The organism is Trinickia violacea, from assembly GCF_005280735.1.
Classification (GTDB): domain Bacteria; phylum Pseudomonadota; class Gammaproteobacteria; order Burkholderiales; family Burkholderiaceae; genus Trinickia_A; species Trinickia_A violacea.
This window is the reverse complement of record NZ_CP040077.1, coordinates 2,470,892-2,485,760: the sequence shown is the minus strand read 5'-3', so window position 1 is coordinate 2,485,760 and position 14,869 is coordinate 2,470,892. Positions and strand designations below refer to the sequence as shown.

Sequence of the window (14,869 nt, the reverse complement as noted above, 5' to 3'; positions counted from 1 at the left end):
GTCACGTCTAGTCCATGGCCCACTTCTCGTGTTTCCCCGGCGCTTCGGCCCTTTCCGATTTCCGTCAAACCCGCCTTCTCGAAACGCTTGCGAAAATCGACAGCAACATCGTCGGCATTCGCGGCCAATATCTGCACTTCGTCAATTCGTCCGAGACGCTCACGAGCGAAGACAGCGCGAAGATCGAGGCTCTGATGCACTACGGCGCACCGGTCGAGGCGGGCAGCGAGCGCGGCGCGGCTGAAACCTTCCTCGTGGTGCCGCGCTTCGGCACGGTGTCGCCGTGGGCGAGCAAGGCGACCGACATTGCCCATCACTGCGGTCTGACGCATTTGCGCCGCATCGAGCGCGGGATCGAGTACACCGTGATTCTGAAAAGCGGCTTGCTCGGCGGCAAGAAGGCGCTCTCCGACGAGGCGCGCGCCGCCGTGGCGGCGGCGCTGCATGACCGCATGACGGAAAGCGTGGCGCCCTCGCGCGACGATGCCCGGCACCTCTTCGACGAACTGCCTGCGAAGCCGCTTTCGACCGTCGATACCCTGGCGCGCGGACGCGGCGCGCTCGAAGCGGCGAACACCGAACTCGGCCTCGCGCTCGCGGACGACGAAATCGACTACCTGGTCGATGCGTTCGGCAAGCTCGGCCGCAATCCGACCGACGTCGAGTTGATGATGTTCGCGCAGGCCAACAGCGAGCACTGCCGCCATAAGATCTTCAACGCGCAATGGACGATCGACGGCGAGCCGCAAGACATCTCGCTGTTTCAGATGATCAAGAACACCGAGAAGCTGAACCCGCAGGGCACGATCGTCGCCTACTCGGACAACTCGGCGATCATGGCGGGCGGCATGGCGGAGCGCTGGTTCCCGCGCGCGGCGGCAGCCAATGGTGCGGCGGGCGAGCCGGGCGAGCGCTATGGTCGTCACGTCGAGCTCACGCACACGCTGATGAAGGTCGAGACGCACAATCACCCGACCGCGATTTCGCCGTTCCCGGGCGCAGCAACGGGCGCGGGCGGCGAGATCCGCGACGAAGGTGCGACGGGCCGTGGCGCGCGTCCGAAAGCGGGCCTCACGGGCTTCTCGGTCTCGAACCTCGAGCTGCCCGAGGCGCGCCAAGCGTGGGAAAACGCGCGCGATGCGGCAGTCCCGCCGGCGCAGCGCAATCCCGCCGATCAGCACGACGCCTACGGCCGTCCGGACCGCATCGCCTCGCCGCTGCAAATCATGATCGACGGCCCGCTCGGCGGCGCCGCGTTCAACAACGAATTCGGCCGGCCGAATCTCGGCGGTTATTTCCGCGTCTACGAGCAGAACGTCGGCGGCCAGGTGCGCGGTTATCACAAGCCGATCATGATTGCGGGCGGCATCGGCAATATCTCCGATCAGCACACGCACAAGCACGACCTGCCTGCCGGCTCGCTCCTGATCCAGATCGGCGGCCCTGGCATGCGCATCGGCATGGGCGGCGGCGCCGCGAGCTCGATGGCGACCGGCACGAACACCGCCGAACTCGACTTCGATTCGGTCCAGCGCGGCAACCCTGAGATCGAGCGGCGCGCGCAGGAAGTGATCAACTCGTGCTGGCAGCTCGGCGACAAAAACCCGATTCTGAGCATCCACGATGTCGGCGCGGGCGGCTTGTCGAACGCGTTCCCGGAACTCGTCGATGGAGCGAACAAGGGCGCACGCTTCGAACTGCGCAAGGTTCAGCTCGAAGAGAGCGGTTTGTCGCCGCGCGAGATCTGGTCGAATGAAGCGCAGGAGCGCTATGTGCTCGCGATTGCGCCCGCCGATCTGCCGATGTTCGAAGCGATCTGCGAACGCGAGCGCTGTCCGCTGGCCGTCGTCGGCGTGGCGACCGAAGCCCGGCAATTGGAATTGGTCGATGCCGACGCCGAGGGCCAGCAGGAACCCGTCGATATGCCGATGGAAGTGCTGCTCGGCAAGGCGCCGCGCATGCATCGCGACGTGAAGCGCGTCGCGGCCAAGCGCGAGCCGGTCGACGTGACGGGCCTCGCGCTGTCGGAAGTCGCGGTTTCCGTCTTGAAGCACCCGACTGTCGCCAGCAAGTCGTTCCTGATCACGATCGGCGACCGCTCGGTGGGCGGCACGACGGCGCGTGACCAGATGGTCGGCCCGTGGCAAGTACCGGTCGCGGATTGTGCGATCACGGCCGCCGACTACGTCGGCTTCCGCGGCGAAGCGATGACGATGGCCGAGCGCACGCCGCTCGCCGTGATCGACGCGCCCGCTTCGGGCCGCATGGCGGTCGGCGAGGCGGTGACGAACATCGCGTCGGCGCCGATCGCATCGCTCGACAAGCTCAAGCTCTCGGCGAACTGGATGGCCGCGTGCGGCACCGCCGGCGAGGACGCCGCGCTGTTCGATACCGTGAAGGCGATCGGCATGGAGCTGTGCCCGGCGCTCGGAATCAGCATCCCGGTCGGCAAGGATTCGCTGTCGATGAAGACGAAGTGGGACGATCGAGGCGTCGCGAAAGAAGTCGTCGCACCCGTTTCGCTGATCATCTCGGCATTCGCGCCGGTCGAAGACGTACGCCGTCATTTGACGCCGCAATTGCAGCGCCCGAGCGTGGCCGGCGATACGACGCTGATCGCGATCGACCTCGGACGCGGCAAGCATCGCTTGGGCGGCAGCATTCTCGCGCAGGTGACGCAGCAGGTCGGCGATAGCGTGCCGGACGTCGACGATGCCGAAGACCTCAAGCGTTTCTTTGCGGCGATCCAGGCGCTCAACGCCGACGGCAAGCTGCTCGCCTATCACGACCGCTCCGACGGCGGGTTGTGGGCGACGGTCTGCGAAATGGCGTTCGCGGGGCACGTCGGCGTGTCGCTCAACGTCGATATGCTCACGCTCGATTCGCAGCACGAGTTCGACTACGGCGATGCAAAGGATTGGGCGAAGCAGACGAGCGGCCGCCGCGAGGATCTGACGGTTCGCGCGCTCTTCACCGAAGAGCTGGGCGCAGTCGTTCAGGTGCGCGCAGCGGATCGCGACGCCGTGCTCGGCGTGCTGCGCGAGCATGGCCTCGGCGCCTGCTCGCACGTGATCGGCAAGCTGAACGAGCGCGACGCGATCGAGATTTACCGCGATGCGAAGAAGATCTACGAAGCGCCGCGCACGGAACTGCATCGCGCGTGGAGCGAGGTGAGCTGGCGTATCGCGCGTCTGCGCGACAACCCGGCCTGCGCCGACTCCGAATACGACGCACTGCTCGAAGCGGACGACCCCGGCATCGCGCCGCATCTGACGTTCGACGCGAATGAAGATGTCGCCGCGCCGTTCGTTGGCAAGGGTGCCCGCCCGCGTGTGGCGATCCTGCGCGAACAAGGCGTGAACTCGCACTTGGAGACGGCCTACGCGTTCGATCGCGCCGGCTTCGACGCCCACGACGTCCACATGAGCGACTTGCTGTCCGGCCGTGCGACGCTCGCCGATTTTGCGGGCGCGGTCGCGTGCGGTGGCTTCTCGTACGGCGATGTGCTGGGCGCGGGCGAGGGCTGGGCGAAGACGATCCGCTTCAACCCGATGCTCGCCGACATGTTCGCCGCCTTCTTCGACCGCAAGGACACGTTCGCACTCGGCATCTGCAACGGCTGCCAGATGATGAGCAGCCTCGCGTCGATCATTCCGGGCGCCGAAGCGTGGCCGAAGTTCACGCGCAACAAGTCCGAGCAATTCGAGGCGCGCTTCTCGTTCGTCGAAGTCCAGAAGTCGCCGTCGATCTTCTTTGCCGGCATGGAAGGCTCGCGCATTCCGGTCGCGATCGCGCACGGCGAAGGCTTCGCGGATTTCTCGCAGCAGGGCGATGCGGCGCGTGTCGACATCGCGATGCGCTTCATCGATCATCGCGGTCAGGCAACCGAGCGCTACCCGTTCAATCCGAACGGATCGCCGGCCGGCATTACGTCGGTGACGACGCCGGACGGCCGCTTCAGCGTGCTGATGCCGCACATGGAGCGCGTGCACCGCACGTTGCAGATGAGCTGGCATCCGGAAGGCTGGGGTGACGCGAGCCCGTGGATACGTGTGTTCCAGAACGCGCGCCGCTGGATCGGCTGACCGGCGTGTCGAATCGGGCCGCGCTGCAAATCCGCGCAGAGCGTATTGCGGACGCCGCCGATCGCGCCGCGATCTCGGAGGTGGTGCGCACCGCCTTCGAGAACGAACCGCATAGCGATCGGCGCGAGCATCTGCTGGTCGACGCGTTGCGCGACGATGGCGCTCTGACGGTTTCGCTGGTTGCCGAATTGGCCGGGAAGATCGTTGGCTACATTGCGTTTTCGCCGGTTCAGATCGGCTCGCGCGATGAGGGCAAGTGTGTCGGGCTCGCGCCGGTGGCCGTCTGCCCTGAGTGTCAAGGGCAAGGAATCGGCAGCGCGTTGATTCAAGCGGGTCTGGAGGCGGTGCGGGAGCAGGGCGCTCGAAGCTGCGTCGTGCTTGGCGATCCGGCGTACTACACACGGTTCGGCTTTCGTCACGAACCAGGCATCGTGTTTCCCGGCGTACCCCCTGAGTACTTCATGGCGATGAGTCTCGCGGGCGGTGATGGCGCCGATGCTTCGCTGCCGACGGGTGAAGCGCGCTATCACCGGGAGTTCTATCCGGATTGAGCGCGTCACGTCGATTCGTCAGCGCATAGAAAAAGCCACCCTCGGGTGGCTTTTTCTGTTCCAGCAACGAGCGAAACGTTATTGAACCTTCGCTTGCTTGCGCAGACCTTCTTCGAACGCCTGCAGCTTTTCCTGCTGAATCTGCTGGACGATCTGCGTCTTCACCGTATCGAGCGGCGGCGGAGCGATGTCGCGAATATCGTCGACGCGAATGACGTGCCAACCGAACTGCGTATGCACCGGCTGGTCGGTCATCTGGCCTTTCTGCAGCTTTTCCGCCGCTGCCGCGAATTCCGGCACGTAGGAATTCGGATTCGCCCAGTCGAGGTCGCCGCCGTTCTTGCCCGATCCCGGGTCCTTCGAATATTGTTTCGCGAGGTCTTCGAAGCTCGCTCCGGCCTTGATCTTCGCGATCAGGTCTTTCGCCTGCTGCTCGTTGTCGACGAGGATGTGGTGCAGGTGGTATTCGCGGCCGCCGGCTTGCTTCACGAGGTCGTCATAGCGCGCTTTGACTTCCGCGTCGGTCGGCGTGTTGTCCTTCACGAATTTCTCGATCAGCGCGCGCAGCACGACGGTCTGCTGCGCGACGGCGACTTGTGCCTTGACGTCCGCCTGTGACGGCACGCCTTCGCGGATCGCTTCCTGCATCAGGATTTCGCGGTTGATCAGTTCTTCGCGCACGGCCTGCTGCAGTTGCGGCGAGTCTTGCTGACCCTGCTTCACGAGCTGGCTGACGAGCGCATCGGCGCGCGATTTGGGGATCGGCGTGCCATTCACGACGGCGATGTTCTGTGCGAAAGCAGGCGCAGCCGCAAAGGCGGCGAGCAGTACCCAGAGATGGGATTTCTTCAAGGTCATCGGAAGTTCCTAACGTTCCTAATTGGGCGACTGAGGGGCAACTGAGCGGACAACGGAGCGAGCAAAATCGCGAGTGGCACCTACGACGACGTCGAGGACAATGCGGCAAATTCCTCGGGCGTATAAGCCATGATGGCAAGCGCATGGATGCCGCGCTGCATCGCATCGGCCAGCGCATCATACACCAAGCGGTGCCGCGCCACGCGGGCCTTGCCGGCAAACGCCGCGGCGACGATCGTCACCGTGTAATGGCCGCCGGCAGAGGCTCCGGCATGGCCGGCGTGCTGCGCACTATCGTCGCTCACGCTAAGAGAAACCGGCGCGAGGGCGGCCGTCAAGCGCGCTTCGATCAGCGCGATGCGCTCGGCGGGAGACGCGTTCAAAAACTCGCTCATCGTTCACTCCTCCTTCAAATACTTCGCGAGCCACAGGCTTTGCGCGACGATGAACACGACCATCGCGCCCGTCGTGCCGAACAGCTTGAAGTTGACCCATTGCGATTCGGTGAAATTGGCGACGACATACAAGTTCGCGACGCCGAGGGCGACAAAGAAGAGCGCCCACGCGACGTTCAATTTGTCCCAGATCGCTCCGGGCAGCGTGAGCTGCTTGCCCATCATCTTCTCGATCAGGTTCTTCTGGAACGCGTAACGCGCGACGATCAACCCGACCGCGAACAGCCAGTAGAGCGCGGTCGGCTTCCACTGAATGAACTTCTGGTTGTGCAGCACGAGTGTGGCGCCGCCGAACACGACGATCACGCCCAGGCTCACCCAGAGCATCGTGTCCACCTTGCGGTGCCGGAACGCAACCCATGCCACCTGCAGCAACGTCGCGACGATCGCCACGGCCGTGGCGGTAAAGATCCCCCACAGCTTGAACGCGACGAAAAACAGGATGATCGGGAACAGATCGAACAGAAATTTCATTGATAGTTGGAATGTCGATGAGCGTCGCCTGCCGGCCAGCAGGCGACGCGGATGACTGTGGGGCGTAAGCCTCGGCGAAGGCGACAGCGTGTGTGCCGGCATCCGCTGCCGGGCGTCTGCCGCTCGGCGGTATGTCGCGGCGAGGGCCGTCTGTCAGCCGGGCGCCGAGGCGGGCGCGCTACGTTACTTGGGGTCGAATTGTAGCGCAGCCGAATTGATGCAGTACCGAAGGCCCGTCGGCGCGGGACCGTCCTCGAACACGTGCCCGAGATGCGCGCCGCAATTCTTGCAGCGGACTTCAATGCGCAGCATGCCGTGCGAGCGGTCCGTGAGTTCTTCGATCACTTCGCCGTTGAGCGGCTTGAAGTAGCTCGGCCAGCCGCAGCCGGCGTCGAATTTGGTATCCGATTCGAAGAGCGGGGTGCCGCAGCAGACGCAATCGTAGATGCCGCGGTCCCAATGATCCCAGTAACGGCCGGTAAACGGACGTTCGGTCGCGGCGTGGCGGGTCACCTGGTATTCGATGTCGGAGAGCTCGCTGCGGTATTCGGCGTCGGTTTTTTGCTCCGGATGCGTGGGCTGGGTTCGATCGTCGTCGAGGGGGCGGTTCATGGTCGGTTTGTCTCCGTGGAGTGAGGCGTCGCGGCGGGGCGTCGGAAAACGCCTCGTCGATGCGGCGCCAAGTCGAGTTCGTATGTACGTATCAGCTGAGCATTCGGTTTCGATTTCGGGAGCAGGCGGCAGCGCTCACGGCCTCATGACGAGCAACTCACCTCGAGCGACCCCGCCCAATCGGGCGGCAACGCGGCATAAGCTTCGTATTCCGGCTGTTCGTCGAACGGACGGCGCAGCACGGCCGCGAGCCGCTCGACCTCCGAAAAGTCCTTTTCCTTCGCGCGGCGAATCGCCGTTTCGGCGAGGTGGTTGCGCAACACGTATTTCGGATTCACGCGGTTCATCGCTTCGCGCCGTGCTGTGTCGTCGCGTGTTTCTTCGGACAGCCGCGCGCGATAGTCGTTCGCCCAGAGATCGAACGCGGCGCGGTCGAGGAACAGGTCGCGCGCGGGCGCGTCGCCGCTCGCGTCGTGCTTCGACATGCGCGCAAGATGGCGGAAGGTCAGCGTGAAGTCCGCGCGGTTCGCGTGCATGATTTCGAGCAGCTTGTTAGCGAGCGCGTCGTCGCCGGCGCGTTCGGTTGCCAAGCCGAGCTTGTCGCGCAAGCGTTTTTCGAGCGCCGGCGCAAAGCGGTCTTTGAAGCCTTCGAGCACACGCTGCGCGTCTTCGACTGAGCGCTCGCCGCGCGACGCTTCGTCGTAACGCGCGCCGAAGAGCGGCAGCAGCGCTTGCGCCAGGCAGAAGCAGTTCCAGTACGCGATCTGTGGCTGCATCCGGTACGCGTAACGGCCGGACGTGTCGGAGTGGTTGCAGATGTGGTTGGCGTCGAACCCGTCGACGAAGCCGAACGGACCGTAGTCGATCGTGACGCCGAGGATCGACATGTTGTCCGTGTTCATCACGCCGTGGCAAAAGCCGACTGCCTGCCATTGCGCGATCAGATCGGCGGTGCGCAGCACGCTTTCGCCCAGCAGCGCGAGGTAGGGATCGTCCGCCTCGCGGCATTGCGGAAAGAAGCGGTCGATCACGTGATCGGCGAGCGCCTGCAATGCGTCGACACGATCGTTCGAATAGAAGTGCTCGAAATGACCGAAGCGCACGAAGCTCGGCGCGACGCGCGTGACGACGGCCGCGGTCTCGATCTCTTCGCGGCGCACCGGCTGGTCGGAGCCGATCACGCACAGCGCGCGCGTCGTCGGAATGCCGAGGTGGTGCATGGCCTCCGAGCACAGGAACTCGCGGATCGACGAGCGCAATACCGCGCGCCCATCGCCCATGCGCGAATAGGGTGTGCGGCCGCTGCCCTTCAATTGCAGCTCGTAGCGAGCGCCGCCGTGCTCGACTTCGCCGAGTCCGAGCGCGCGTCCGTCGCCGAGCTGGCCGGCCCACACGCCGAACTGGTGCCCCGAATAGACGGAGGCGTAAGGCAGCGCTTGCGACGGCCACTCGCGAGTGGTGTTGCCGCAGAAGTATGCGGCGAATGCGGCGTCATCGGCGATCGATGGATCGAAGCCGAGCATGCGTGCCGCTTCGGCCGAGAAGCCGACCACATAGGGAGCGTTGAGCGGCGCCGCGGGCAGGCGGGTCAGGAACGATGTGCCGAGCTGGGCGAACGAGCCGTCGCGCGTGTTGCCGATCGCGTCCGCGACCGACGACATCCGCTCCGACAGCCCGGTACTGCTTGGGGAAAACGACATGTTGAGCGCCTCGGAATTAGCCGATATTGTAAGGCCGCGCCCGTAGGCGCGCTGGGCCGGCCAATCCCGGCCGATACAAAGCAATAACGAGGAGACGAACGGAAATGACAACGCCGTTGCTGGGTCAGATGATGGACGTGCCGCTCAACGTATCGTCGCTGTTGAAGCATGCCGCGACTTACGCGGGCGATACCGAGATCGTGTCGCGGCGCGTCGAGGGCGACATTCATCGCTACACGTACCGCGATTGCGAACAGCGAGCGAAGCGGCTCGCGCAGGCGCTGATCCGGCTTGGCGTGACGCCCGGCGAGCGCATCGGCACGCTGGCCTGGAACGGCTATCGCCATCTCGAGGCGTACTACGGCGTGACCGGTTTCGGCGCGGTGTGCCACACGATCAATCCGCGTCTCTTTCCCGAGCAGATCGCCTACATCGTCAACCATGCCGATGACCGCTACGTCCTGTTCGACACGACGTTTGCCGCGCTGATCGACGTCATCGCGCCGCAATGTCCGCAGGTCAAAGGCTGGATCGCGCTGGCCGACGAGGCGCATCTGCCGTCGATGGCTACACCTGCCTTCAGCTACGAAACGCTGCTCGCCGGCGAAGATGGCGACTTCGACTGGCCCGTGCTCGACGAGCGTTGGGCCTCCAATCTCTGTTACACGTCGGGCACGACCGGCAACCCGAAGGGCGCGGTGTACTCGCACCGCTCGTCGGTGCTGCATGCGTATGGCGCGTCACTGCCGGACGCGATGGGTGTGTCCGCGCGCGATGCCGTGCTGCCGGTCGTGCCGATGTTCCACGTGAACGCCTGGGGCATCCCGCACGCAGCGCCGCTGACCGGCGCGAAGCTCGTCTTCCCAGGCAAGGATCTCGACGGCAAGTCGCTCTTCGATCTGATGGAAACGGAGCGCGTGACGTTTTCGGCGGGCGTGCCGACCGTCTGGATGTGCCTGCTCCAGTACGTGCGCGAAGCAGGCAAGCGCTTTTCGTCGCTCGAGCGCACGGTGATCGGCGGCTCAGCATGCCCGCCCGCGATGCTGCGCGAGTTCGAAGACGTGTACGGCGTGCACGTGATCCACGCCTGGGGCATGACGGAGATGTCGCCGCTCGGCACGCTCGTGCGGCTGAATTGGGAGCAATCGCAACGTCCGCTCGAGGCGCAGCGCCGCTTGACGGAGAAGCAGGGCGTCCCGATCTTCGGCGTCGACATGAAGATCGTCGGCGACGAAGGGCGCGAGCTGCCGCGCGACGGCGTCGCGTTCGGCGACCTGCACGTGCGCGGCCCCTGGGTGATCGACCGTTACTTTCGCAGCGAAGCGTCGCCGCTCGTTGACGGCTGGTTTCCGACCGGCGATGTCGCGACGCTCGATCCCGACGGCTTCCTCCAGATCACCGACCGCAGCAAGGACGTCATCAAATCGGGCGGCGAGTGGATCAGCTCGATCGACGTCGAGAACGTCGCGGTCGCGCACCCGGCCGTGGCCGAAGCGGCCTGCATCGCGTGCGCGCATCCGAAGTGGACCGAACGGCCGCTGCTTGTCGTCGTGAAGCGCGCGGGCGAGAACGTGACGCGCGAGGAACTGCTCGCGTTCTACGAAGGCAAGGTCGCGAAATGGTGGATTCCGGACGACGTCGTCTTCCTCGAACAGTTGCCGCACACGGCGACCGGCAAACTGCAGAAGCTCAAGCTGCGCGAGATGCTGCGCGATCACGTGCTGCCGACTGCGAATGCGGGGGCGGCAGGGGTGGCGTAAAGGCGCTTTCGAGCGGCGCCGGGCGCGCTTTCATACACCCTGCGTTCGAGTCAAGAACCGCATGCAGACGCTGGCAGGCGCCAGTATTTTTACAAATTGAACGGTCGTTCGTTTTTGTGTATTCTAGCTTCCACTCGCCGGTACGCCGACAATGATCCGCGTACCCGGACGCACTCGGGCGCCCGTGCGCCCTCACTGGAGGCAGACAGATGGCTGTGGACTACACGACTCGCGACGGCGTCGCCGTCATCACGCTGAACAATCCCCCGGTAAACGGACTCGGACTTGCCACGCGTGCCGGCATCATGGACGGCCTCGCGCGCGCGGACCGCGATCCTGCCATCGTCGCAATTGTGCTGACGGGCGCCGGCAAGGCGTTCTCGGGCGGCGCCGACATCACCGAATTCAATACGCCGAAAGCCACGCAGGAACCGACGCTCGCGACGGTGATTCGCGCTGTCGAAGGCAGCGCCAAGCCGGTGGTCGCGGCGATTCATAGCGTGGCGATGGGCGGCGGCCTGGAGCTCGCGCTCGGTGCGCACTATCGCGTGGCGGTGCCGGGCGCGCAGATTGCGCTGCCGGAAGTGAAGCTCGGCCTCTTGCCCGGCGCAGGGGGCACGCAGCGTTTGCCGCGCGCGATCGGTCTCGAAGCCGCGCTCAACATGATCGTGTCGGGCGTACCCGTGATGTCGGAGAAGCTCGCGCAAAGCGGCCTCTTCGACGAGATGGCCGAAGGCGACGTGCTCGAAGCCGCGCTTGCCTTTGCGCGTCGCGCGGCGGCTAGGGACATGGGCGCGGGCGGAACGCACCCGCGTCTGCGCGATCGCAAGATTCAGCACGACAATGCGGCCGGCTTCATCCAGTTCGCGCGCAACAGCGTCGCCGCGGTCGCCAAACATTTTCCCGCGCCGGGCAAATGCATCGACGCGATCGAAGCGGGCGTGCTGAAGGGTTTCGACCAGGGGCTCGCGTTCGAGCGCGAATGCTTCGTGGCGCTCGTGCAGACGCCCGAAAGCCGCGCATTGCGCCACGCATTCTTCGGTGAGCGGGCCGCGAGCAAGATCCCTGATGTTCCATCGGACACCCCCGTGCGCGCGATCAAGCAAGTCGCGGTGATCGGCGCGGGCACGATGGGCGGCGGCATCGCGATGAACTTCGTGAACGCCGGGCTGCCGGTGACGCTCCTGGAGACGAAGCTGGAAGCGCTTGAGCGCGGCCTGGCAACGATCCGCAAGAACTACGAAACGACCGTCAAGAAGGGCAAGCTGACGCAGGAAGCGCTCGAGTCGCGCATGGCGCTGATCAAGCCGACGCTTTCCTACGACGACCTCGCCGGCGCCGACTTGATCGTCGAAGCCGTGTTCGAGGAGCTTGGCGTGAAGGAGCAGGTGTTCCGGCGCCTCGACGAAGTCGCGAAGCCCGGCGCGATCCTCGCATCGAACACGTCGACGCTCGACTTGAACAAGATCGCGGCGTTCACGAAGCGTCCCGCGGACATCGTCGGCATGCACTTCTTCAGCCCCGCGAACGTGATGAAGCTGCTCGAAGTCGTGCGCGGCAAAGACACGGCGAAGGACGCGCTCGCCACCGTCATGCAAATCGCCAAGCAGATCAAGAAGACGGCGGTCGTGTCGGGGGTCTGCGACGGCTTCATCGGCAATCGGATGGTCGAGCAATACGTGCGTCAGGCGCTCTTCATGCTGGAGGAAGGCGCGCTGCCCGCGCAAATCGACGGCGCGATCGAACGCTTCGGGTTCGCGATGGGACCGTTCCGCATGAGCGATCTCGCGGGTAACGACATCGGCTGGGCGATCCGCAAGCGCCGTTATCAAGAACAGCCGGACATGCACTACTCGAAGATCGCCGATCGTCTCTGCGAGACGGGGCGCTTCGGGCAGAAGACGGGCGGCGGCTGGTACGACTACGTGGCCGGCGACCGCAACGCGCGCCCTTCGGCGCTCGTCGACCAGATGATCGTCGCGTATTCGAACGAGGTCGGCCGCGCGCGGCGCAAGATCGGCGACGACGAGATCGTCGAGCGGCTCGTGTTCGCGCTCGTCAACGAGGGCGCGAAGATCTTGGCGGAAGGGATCGCGTCGAAGGCATCCGACATCGACATGGTTTATCTGACCGGCTACGGCTTTCCGCTTTCGCGCGGCGGCCCGATGCTGTATGCGGATACGGTCGGCCTCTATAACGTCGAGCGCGCGATGGCGCGTTACGCGGCGCAGCCGAATGGCGACGCGTGGCAGATCGCACCGCTTATCACGGAGCTGGCGGCCGCGGGCCGGGGCTTCAACGGTTGAGCTGCCGAGCGGTGAACGGCGTGCCGCCAAGCCAAAGCGTGCTTCGACGCGCCGATCTTTAACGAGGTGACACGATGAAAAGCGCAGACCAGGTGCTGCTCGTTGTCGACGTGCAGAACGATTTCATGCCGGGCGGCGCCTTGGCCGTGACCGACGGCCATCAGGTCGTGCCGGTGATCAACCGGCTGGCGAAGGGCTTCGAGCACGTGGTGCTGACGCAGGATTGGCATCCGCACGAGCACATTTCGTTCGCCGTGCATCACCCGCCGCACCGGCCGTTCGAGACGATCGCGCTGCCGTACGGGCAGCAAGTGCTGTGGCCCGTGCATTGCGTGCAGGGCACGCCGGGCGCCGCGCTGCATCGCGACCTCGACATTGCGCACGCGCGCCTCGTGATCCGCAAGGGTCATCACCGCGACATCGACAGCTACTCGGCGTTTCTCGAAGCCGACGGCACGACGCGCACGGGCCTCGCCGGCTATCTGCGCGATCTCGGCGTGACGCGCGTCTTTTGCTGCGGGCTGGCCACCGACTACTGCGTTGCGTGGACCGCGCTCGATGCGCGCCTGGCCGGTTTCGAAGTCGCCGTGATCGACGATGCCTGCCGCGCGATCGACCTCGATGGCTCGCTCGATAAAGCCTGGCAAGCGATGCGCGAGGCAGGCATCGCAAGGCTAAGCGCGGACGACGTGCTCGCATGAGCGGCACGCGCACCCCTCAATCACGTACAGAGCAAATTTCGATAGCTTTGCATGGGACCAGAGTAAGCGCTTAGGCGCTGACTCCGGCCGACACTGGAGAGACACATGACGGATGCTGTAATCGTATCGACCGCACGCACCGGCCTCGCGAAATCGTGGCGCGGCGCCTTCAACATGACGCATGGCGCGACGATGGGCGGCCATGTCACGAAGGCTGCGATCGCGCGCGCCGGGATCGATCCCGCGCGCGTCGAGGACGTCGTGATGGGCTGCGCGAATCCCGAAGGCGCGACGGGCGCCAACATCGCGCGGCAGATTGCATTGCGCGCCGGGCTGCCGGTCAGCGTGCCGGGCATGACGGTCAACCGCTTCTGCTCGTCGGGCCTGCAGACGATCGCGCTGGCCGCGCAGCGCGTGATCGCGGGGGAAGGCGACGTCTACGTGGCGGGCGGCGTCGAGTCGATCTCGTGCGTGCAGAACGAGATGAATCGCCACATGATGGCCGAAGGCTGGCTGCAGAAGAACAAGCCCGAGATCTACTGGTCGATGCTGCAGACGGCCGAGAACGTCGCGCAGCGCTACGGCATTTCGAAGGATCGGCAGGACGAGTACGGCGTGCAGTCGCAACAACGCGCGGCGGCTGCGCAGGCGGCGGGCAAGTTCGGCGACGAGATCGTGCCGATGACGGTGCTGGCCGGCGTCGCCGACAAGGCAACCGGACGTCTCTATACCCAGGAGGTGACGATTGCCGCCGACGAAGGCATCCGCGCCGATACGACGCTCGAAGGCGTCTCGAAGATCCGCACCGCGCTGCCCGGCGGCGTGATCACCGCGGGCAACGCGAGCCAGTTTTCGGACGGCGCGTCGGCCTGCGTCGTGATGAACGCGACGGTGGCCGAACGCGAAGGCTTGCAGCCGCTCGGCATCTTCCGCGGCTTTGCGGTAGCGGGTTGCGAGCCGGACGAAATGGGCATTGGTCCGGTGTTCGCGGTGCCGAAGCTGTTGAAGCAAGCCGGCTTGAAAGTCGAGGACATCGACTTGTGGGAACTCAATGAAGCGTTCGCCGTGCAAGTGCTCTACTGCCGCGACAAGCTCGGGATTCCGAACGAGCGCCTGAACGTGAACGGCGGGGCGATCGCGGTCGGGCATCCGTACGGCGTGTCGGGCGCGCGGCTCACGGGGCACGCGCTGATCGAAGGACGCCGGCGCGGCGCGAAGCATGTGGTCGTGACGATGTGCATCGGCGGCGGGCAGGGCGCGGCGGGACTGTTCGAGATCGTCTAGCCGCGCGAGGTTGAACCAGGTCGGCAGTGCGGGACAAAAGAGCGGCATATGGCGGGAACGTTGCGATATGCCGCGAGCGTCAG

At 65.2% G+C, this 14,869-nt stretch carries 11 protein-coding genes; 6 read left to right on the top strand and 5 right to left on the bottom strand.

Features of this window, described 5'->3' with window-relative positions; genetic code table 11:
• The first annotated feature begins 14 nt into the window (after window positions 1-14).
• Complete coding sequence (gene purL, locus FAZ95_RS11270) at window positions 15-4,085, top strand: phosphoribosylformylglycinamidine synthase (RefSeq protein WP_137332531.1); 4,071 nt, start codon at window positions 15-17, stop codon at window positions 4,083-4,085.
• Entirely contained in the window at window positions 4,082-4,636 is a 555-nt protein-coding gene (locus FAZ95_RS11265) for a GNAT family N-acetyltransferase (RefSeq protein WP_437437739.1), read from the top strand. Before purL ends, FAZ95_RS11265 begins: the two co-directional genes overlap by 4 nt.
• Window positions 4,637-4,714: 78 nt before the next feature.
• Here the strand turns inward: FAZ95_RS11265 and FAZ95_RS11260 are convergent, their stop codons facing one another.
• From FAZ95_RS11260 to FAZ95_RS11240, 5 genes are all read right to left on the bottom strand, one after another.
• On the bottom strand, window positions 4,715-5,494 hold the full coding sequence (locus FAZ95_RS11260) for a peptidylprolyl isomerase (protein ID WP_137332529.1): 780 nt from the start codon (window positions 5,492-5,494) through the stop codon (window positions 4,715-4,717).
• Between the two features lie 80 nt (window positions 5,495-5,574).
• On the bottom strand, window positions 5,575-5,889 hold the full coding sequence (locus FAZ95_RS11255; protein ID WP_137332528.1) for a BolA family protein: 315 nt from the start codon (window positions 5,887-5,889) through the stop codon (window positions 5,575-5,577).
• A 3-nt stretch (window positions 5,890-5,892) separates the two neighbouring features.
• Complete coding sequence (locus FAZ95_RS11250; RefSeq protein WP_137332527.1) at window positions 5,893-6,423, bottom strand: septation protein A; 531 nt, start codon at window positions 6,421-6,423, stop codon at window positions 5,893-5,895.
• Between the two features lie 183 nt (window positions 6,424-6,606).
• Window positions 6,607-7,035, bottom strand: coding sequence for a peptide-methionine (R)-S-oxide reductase MsrB (gene msrB, locus FAZ95_RS11245; protein WP_137332526.1), 429 nt, complete (start codon window positions 7,033-7,035; stop codon window positions 6,607-6,609).
• A 143-nt stretch (window positions 7,036-7,178) separates the two neighbouring features.
• Window positions 7,179-8,735, bottom strand: a complete 1,557-nt coding sequence (locus tag FAZ95_RS11240; RefSeq protein WP_137332525.1) for a protein adenylyltransferase SelO — start codon at window positions 8,733-8,735, stop codon at window positions 7,179-7,181.
• Window positions 8,736-8,839: 104 nt separating this feature from the next.
• Here FAZ95_RS11240 and FAZ95_RS11235 point away from each other — a divergent pair, with 104 nt between their 5' ends.
• The 4 genes from FAZ95_RS11235 to FAZ95_RS11220 all read left to right on the top strand — a co-directional run bounded on the left by FAZ95_RS11235 (window position 8,840) and on the right by FAZ95_RS11220 (window position 14,786).
• Window positions 8,840-10,495 (top strand): 3-(methylthio)propionyl-CoA ligase, encoded by a 1,656-nt coding sequence (locus FAZ95_RS11235; protein WP_137332524.1) that lies wholly within the window; start codon window positions 8,840-8,842, stop codon window positions 10,493-10,495.
• Window positions 10,496-10,704: 209 nt separating this feature from the next.
• Window positions 10,705-12,801, top strand: a complete 2,097-nt coding sequence (locus FAZ95_RS11230; protein WP_137332523.1) for a 3-hydroxyacyl-CoA dehydrogenase NAD-binding domain-containing protein — start codon at window positions 10,705-10,707, stop codon at window positions 12,799-12,801.
• A gap of 74 nt (window positions 12,802-12,875) precedes the next feature.
• Window positions 12,876-13,502, top strand: a complete 627-nt coding sequence (gene pncA, locus FAZ95_RS11225) for a bifunctional nicotinamidase/pyrazinamidase (RefSeq protein ID WP_137332522.1) — start codon at window positions 12,876-12,878, stop codon at window positions 13,500-13,502.
• Window positions 13,503-13,607: 105 nt separating this feature from the next.
• A complete protein-coding gene (locus FAZ95_RS11220) occupies window positions 13,608-14,786 on the top strand; it encodes an acetyl-CoA C-acyltransferase (RefSeq protein WP_137332521.1) in 1,179 nt (392 codons plus the stop codon).
• Window positions 14,787-14,869 lie beyond the last annotated feature (83 nt).

Excerpts from the sequence above, each read along its gene's own strand:
- purL (WP_137332531.1), top strand. The coding sequence starts at position 15 with ATGGCCCACTTCTCGTGTTTCCCCGGCGCTTCGGCCCTTTCCGATTTC.
- FAZ95_RS11260 (WP_137332529.1), bottom strand. The coding sequence starts at position 5,494 with ATGACCTTGAAGAAATCCCATCTCTGGGTACTGCTCGCCGCCTTTGCG.
- FAZ95_RS11255 (WP_137332528.1), bottom strand. The coding sequence starts at position 5,889 with ATGAGCGAGTTTTTGAACGCGTCTCCCGCCGAGCGCATCGCGCTGATC.
- FAZ95_RS11250 (WP_137332527.1), bottom strand. The coding sequence starts at position 6,423 with ATGAAATTTCTGTTCGATCTGTTCCCGATCATCCTGTTTTTCGTCGCG.
- msrB (WP_137332526.1), bottom strand. The coding sequence starts at position 7,035 with ATGAACCGCCCCCTCGACGACGATCGAACCCAGCCCACGCATCCGGAG.
- FAZ95_RS11240 (WP_137332525.1), bottom strand. The coding sequence starts at position 8,735 with ATGTCGTTTTCCCCAAGCAGTACCGGGCTGTCGGAGCGGATGTCGTCG.
- FAZ95_RS11235 (WP_137332524.1), top strand. The coding sequence starts at position 8,840 with ATGACAACGCCGTTGCTGGGTCAGATGATGGACGTGCCGCTCAACGTA.
- FAZ95_RS11230 (WP_137332523.1), top strand. The coding sequence starts at position 10,705 with ATGGCTGTGGACTACACGACTCGCGACGGCGTCGCCGTCATCACGCTG.
- pncA (WP_137332522.1), top strand. The coding sequence starts at position 12,876 with ATGAAAAGCGCAGACCAGGTGCTGCTCGTTGTCGACGTGCAGAACGAT.
- FAZ95_RS11220 (WP_137332521.1), top strand. The coding sequence starts at position 13,608 with ATGACGGATGCTGTAATCGTATCGACCGCACGCACCGGCCTCGCGAAA.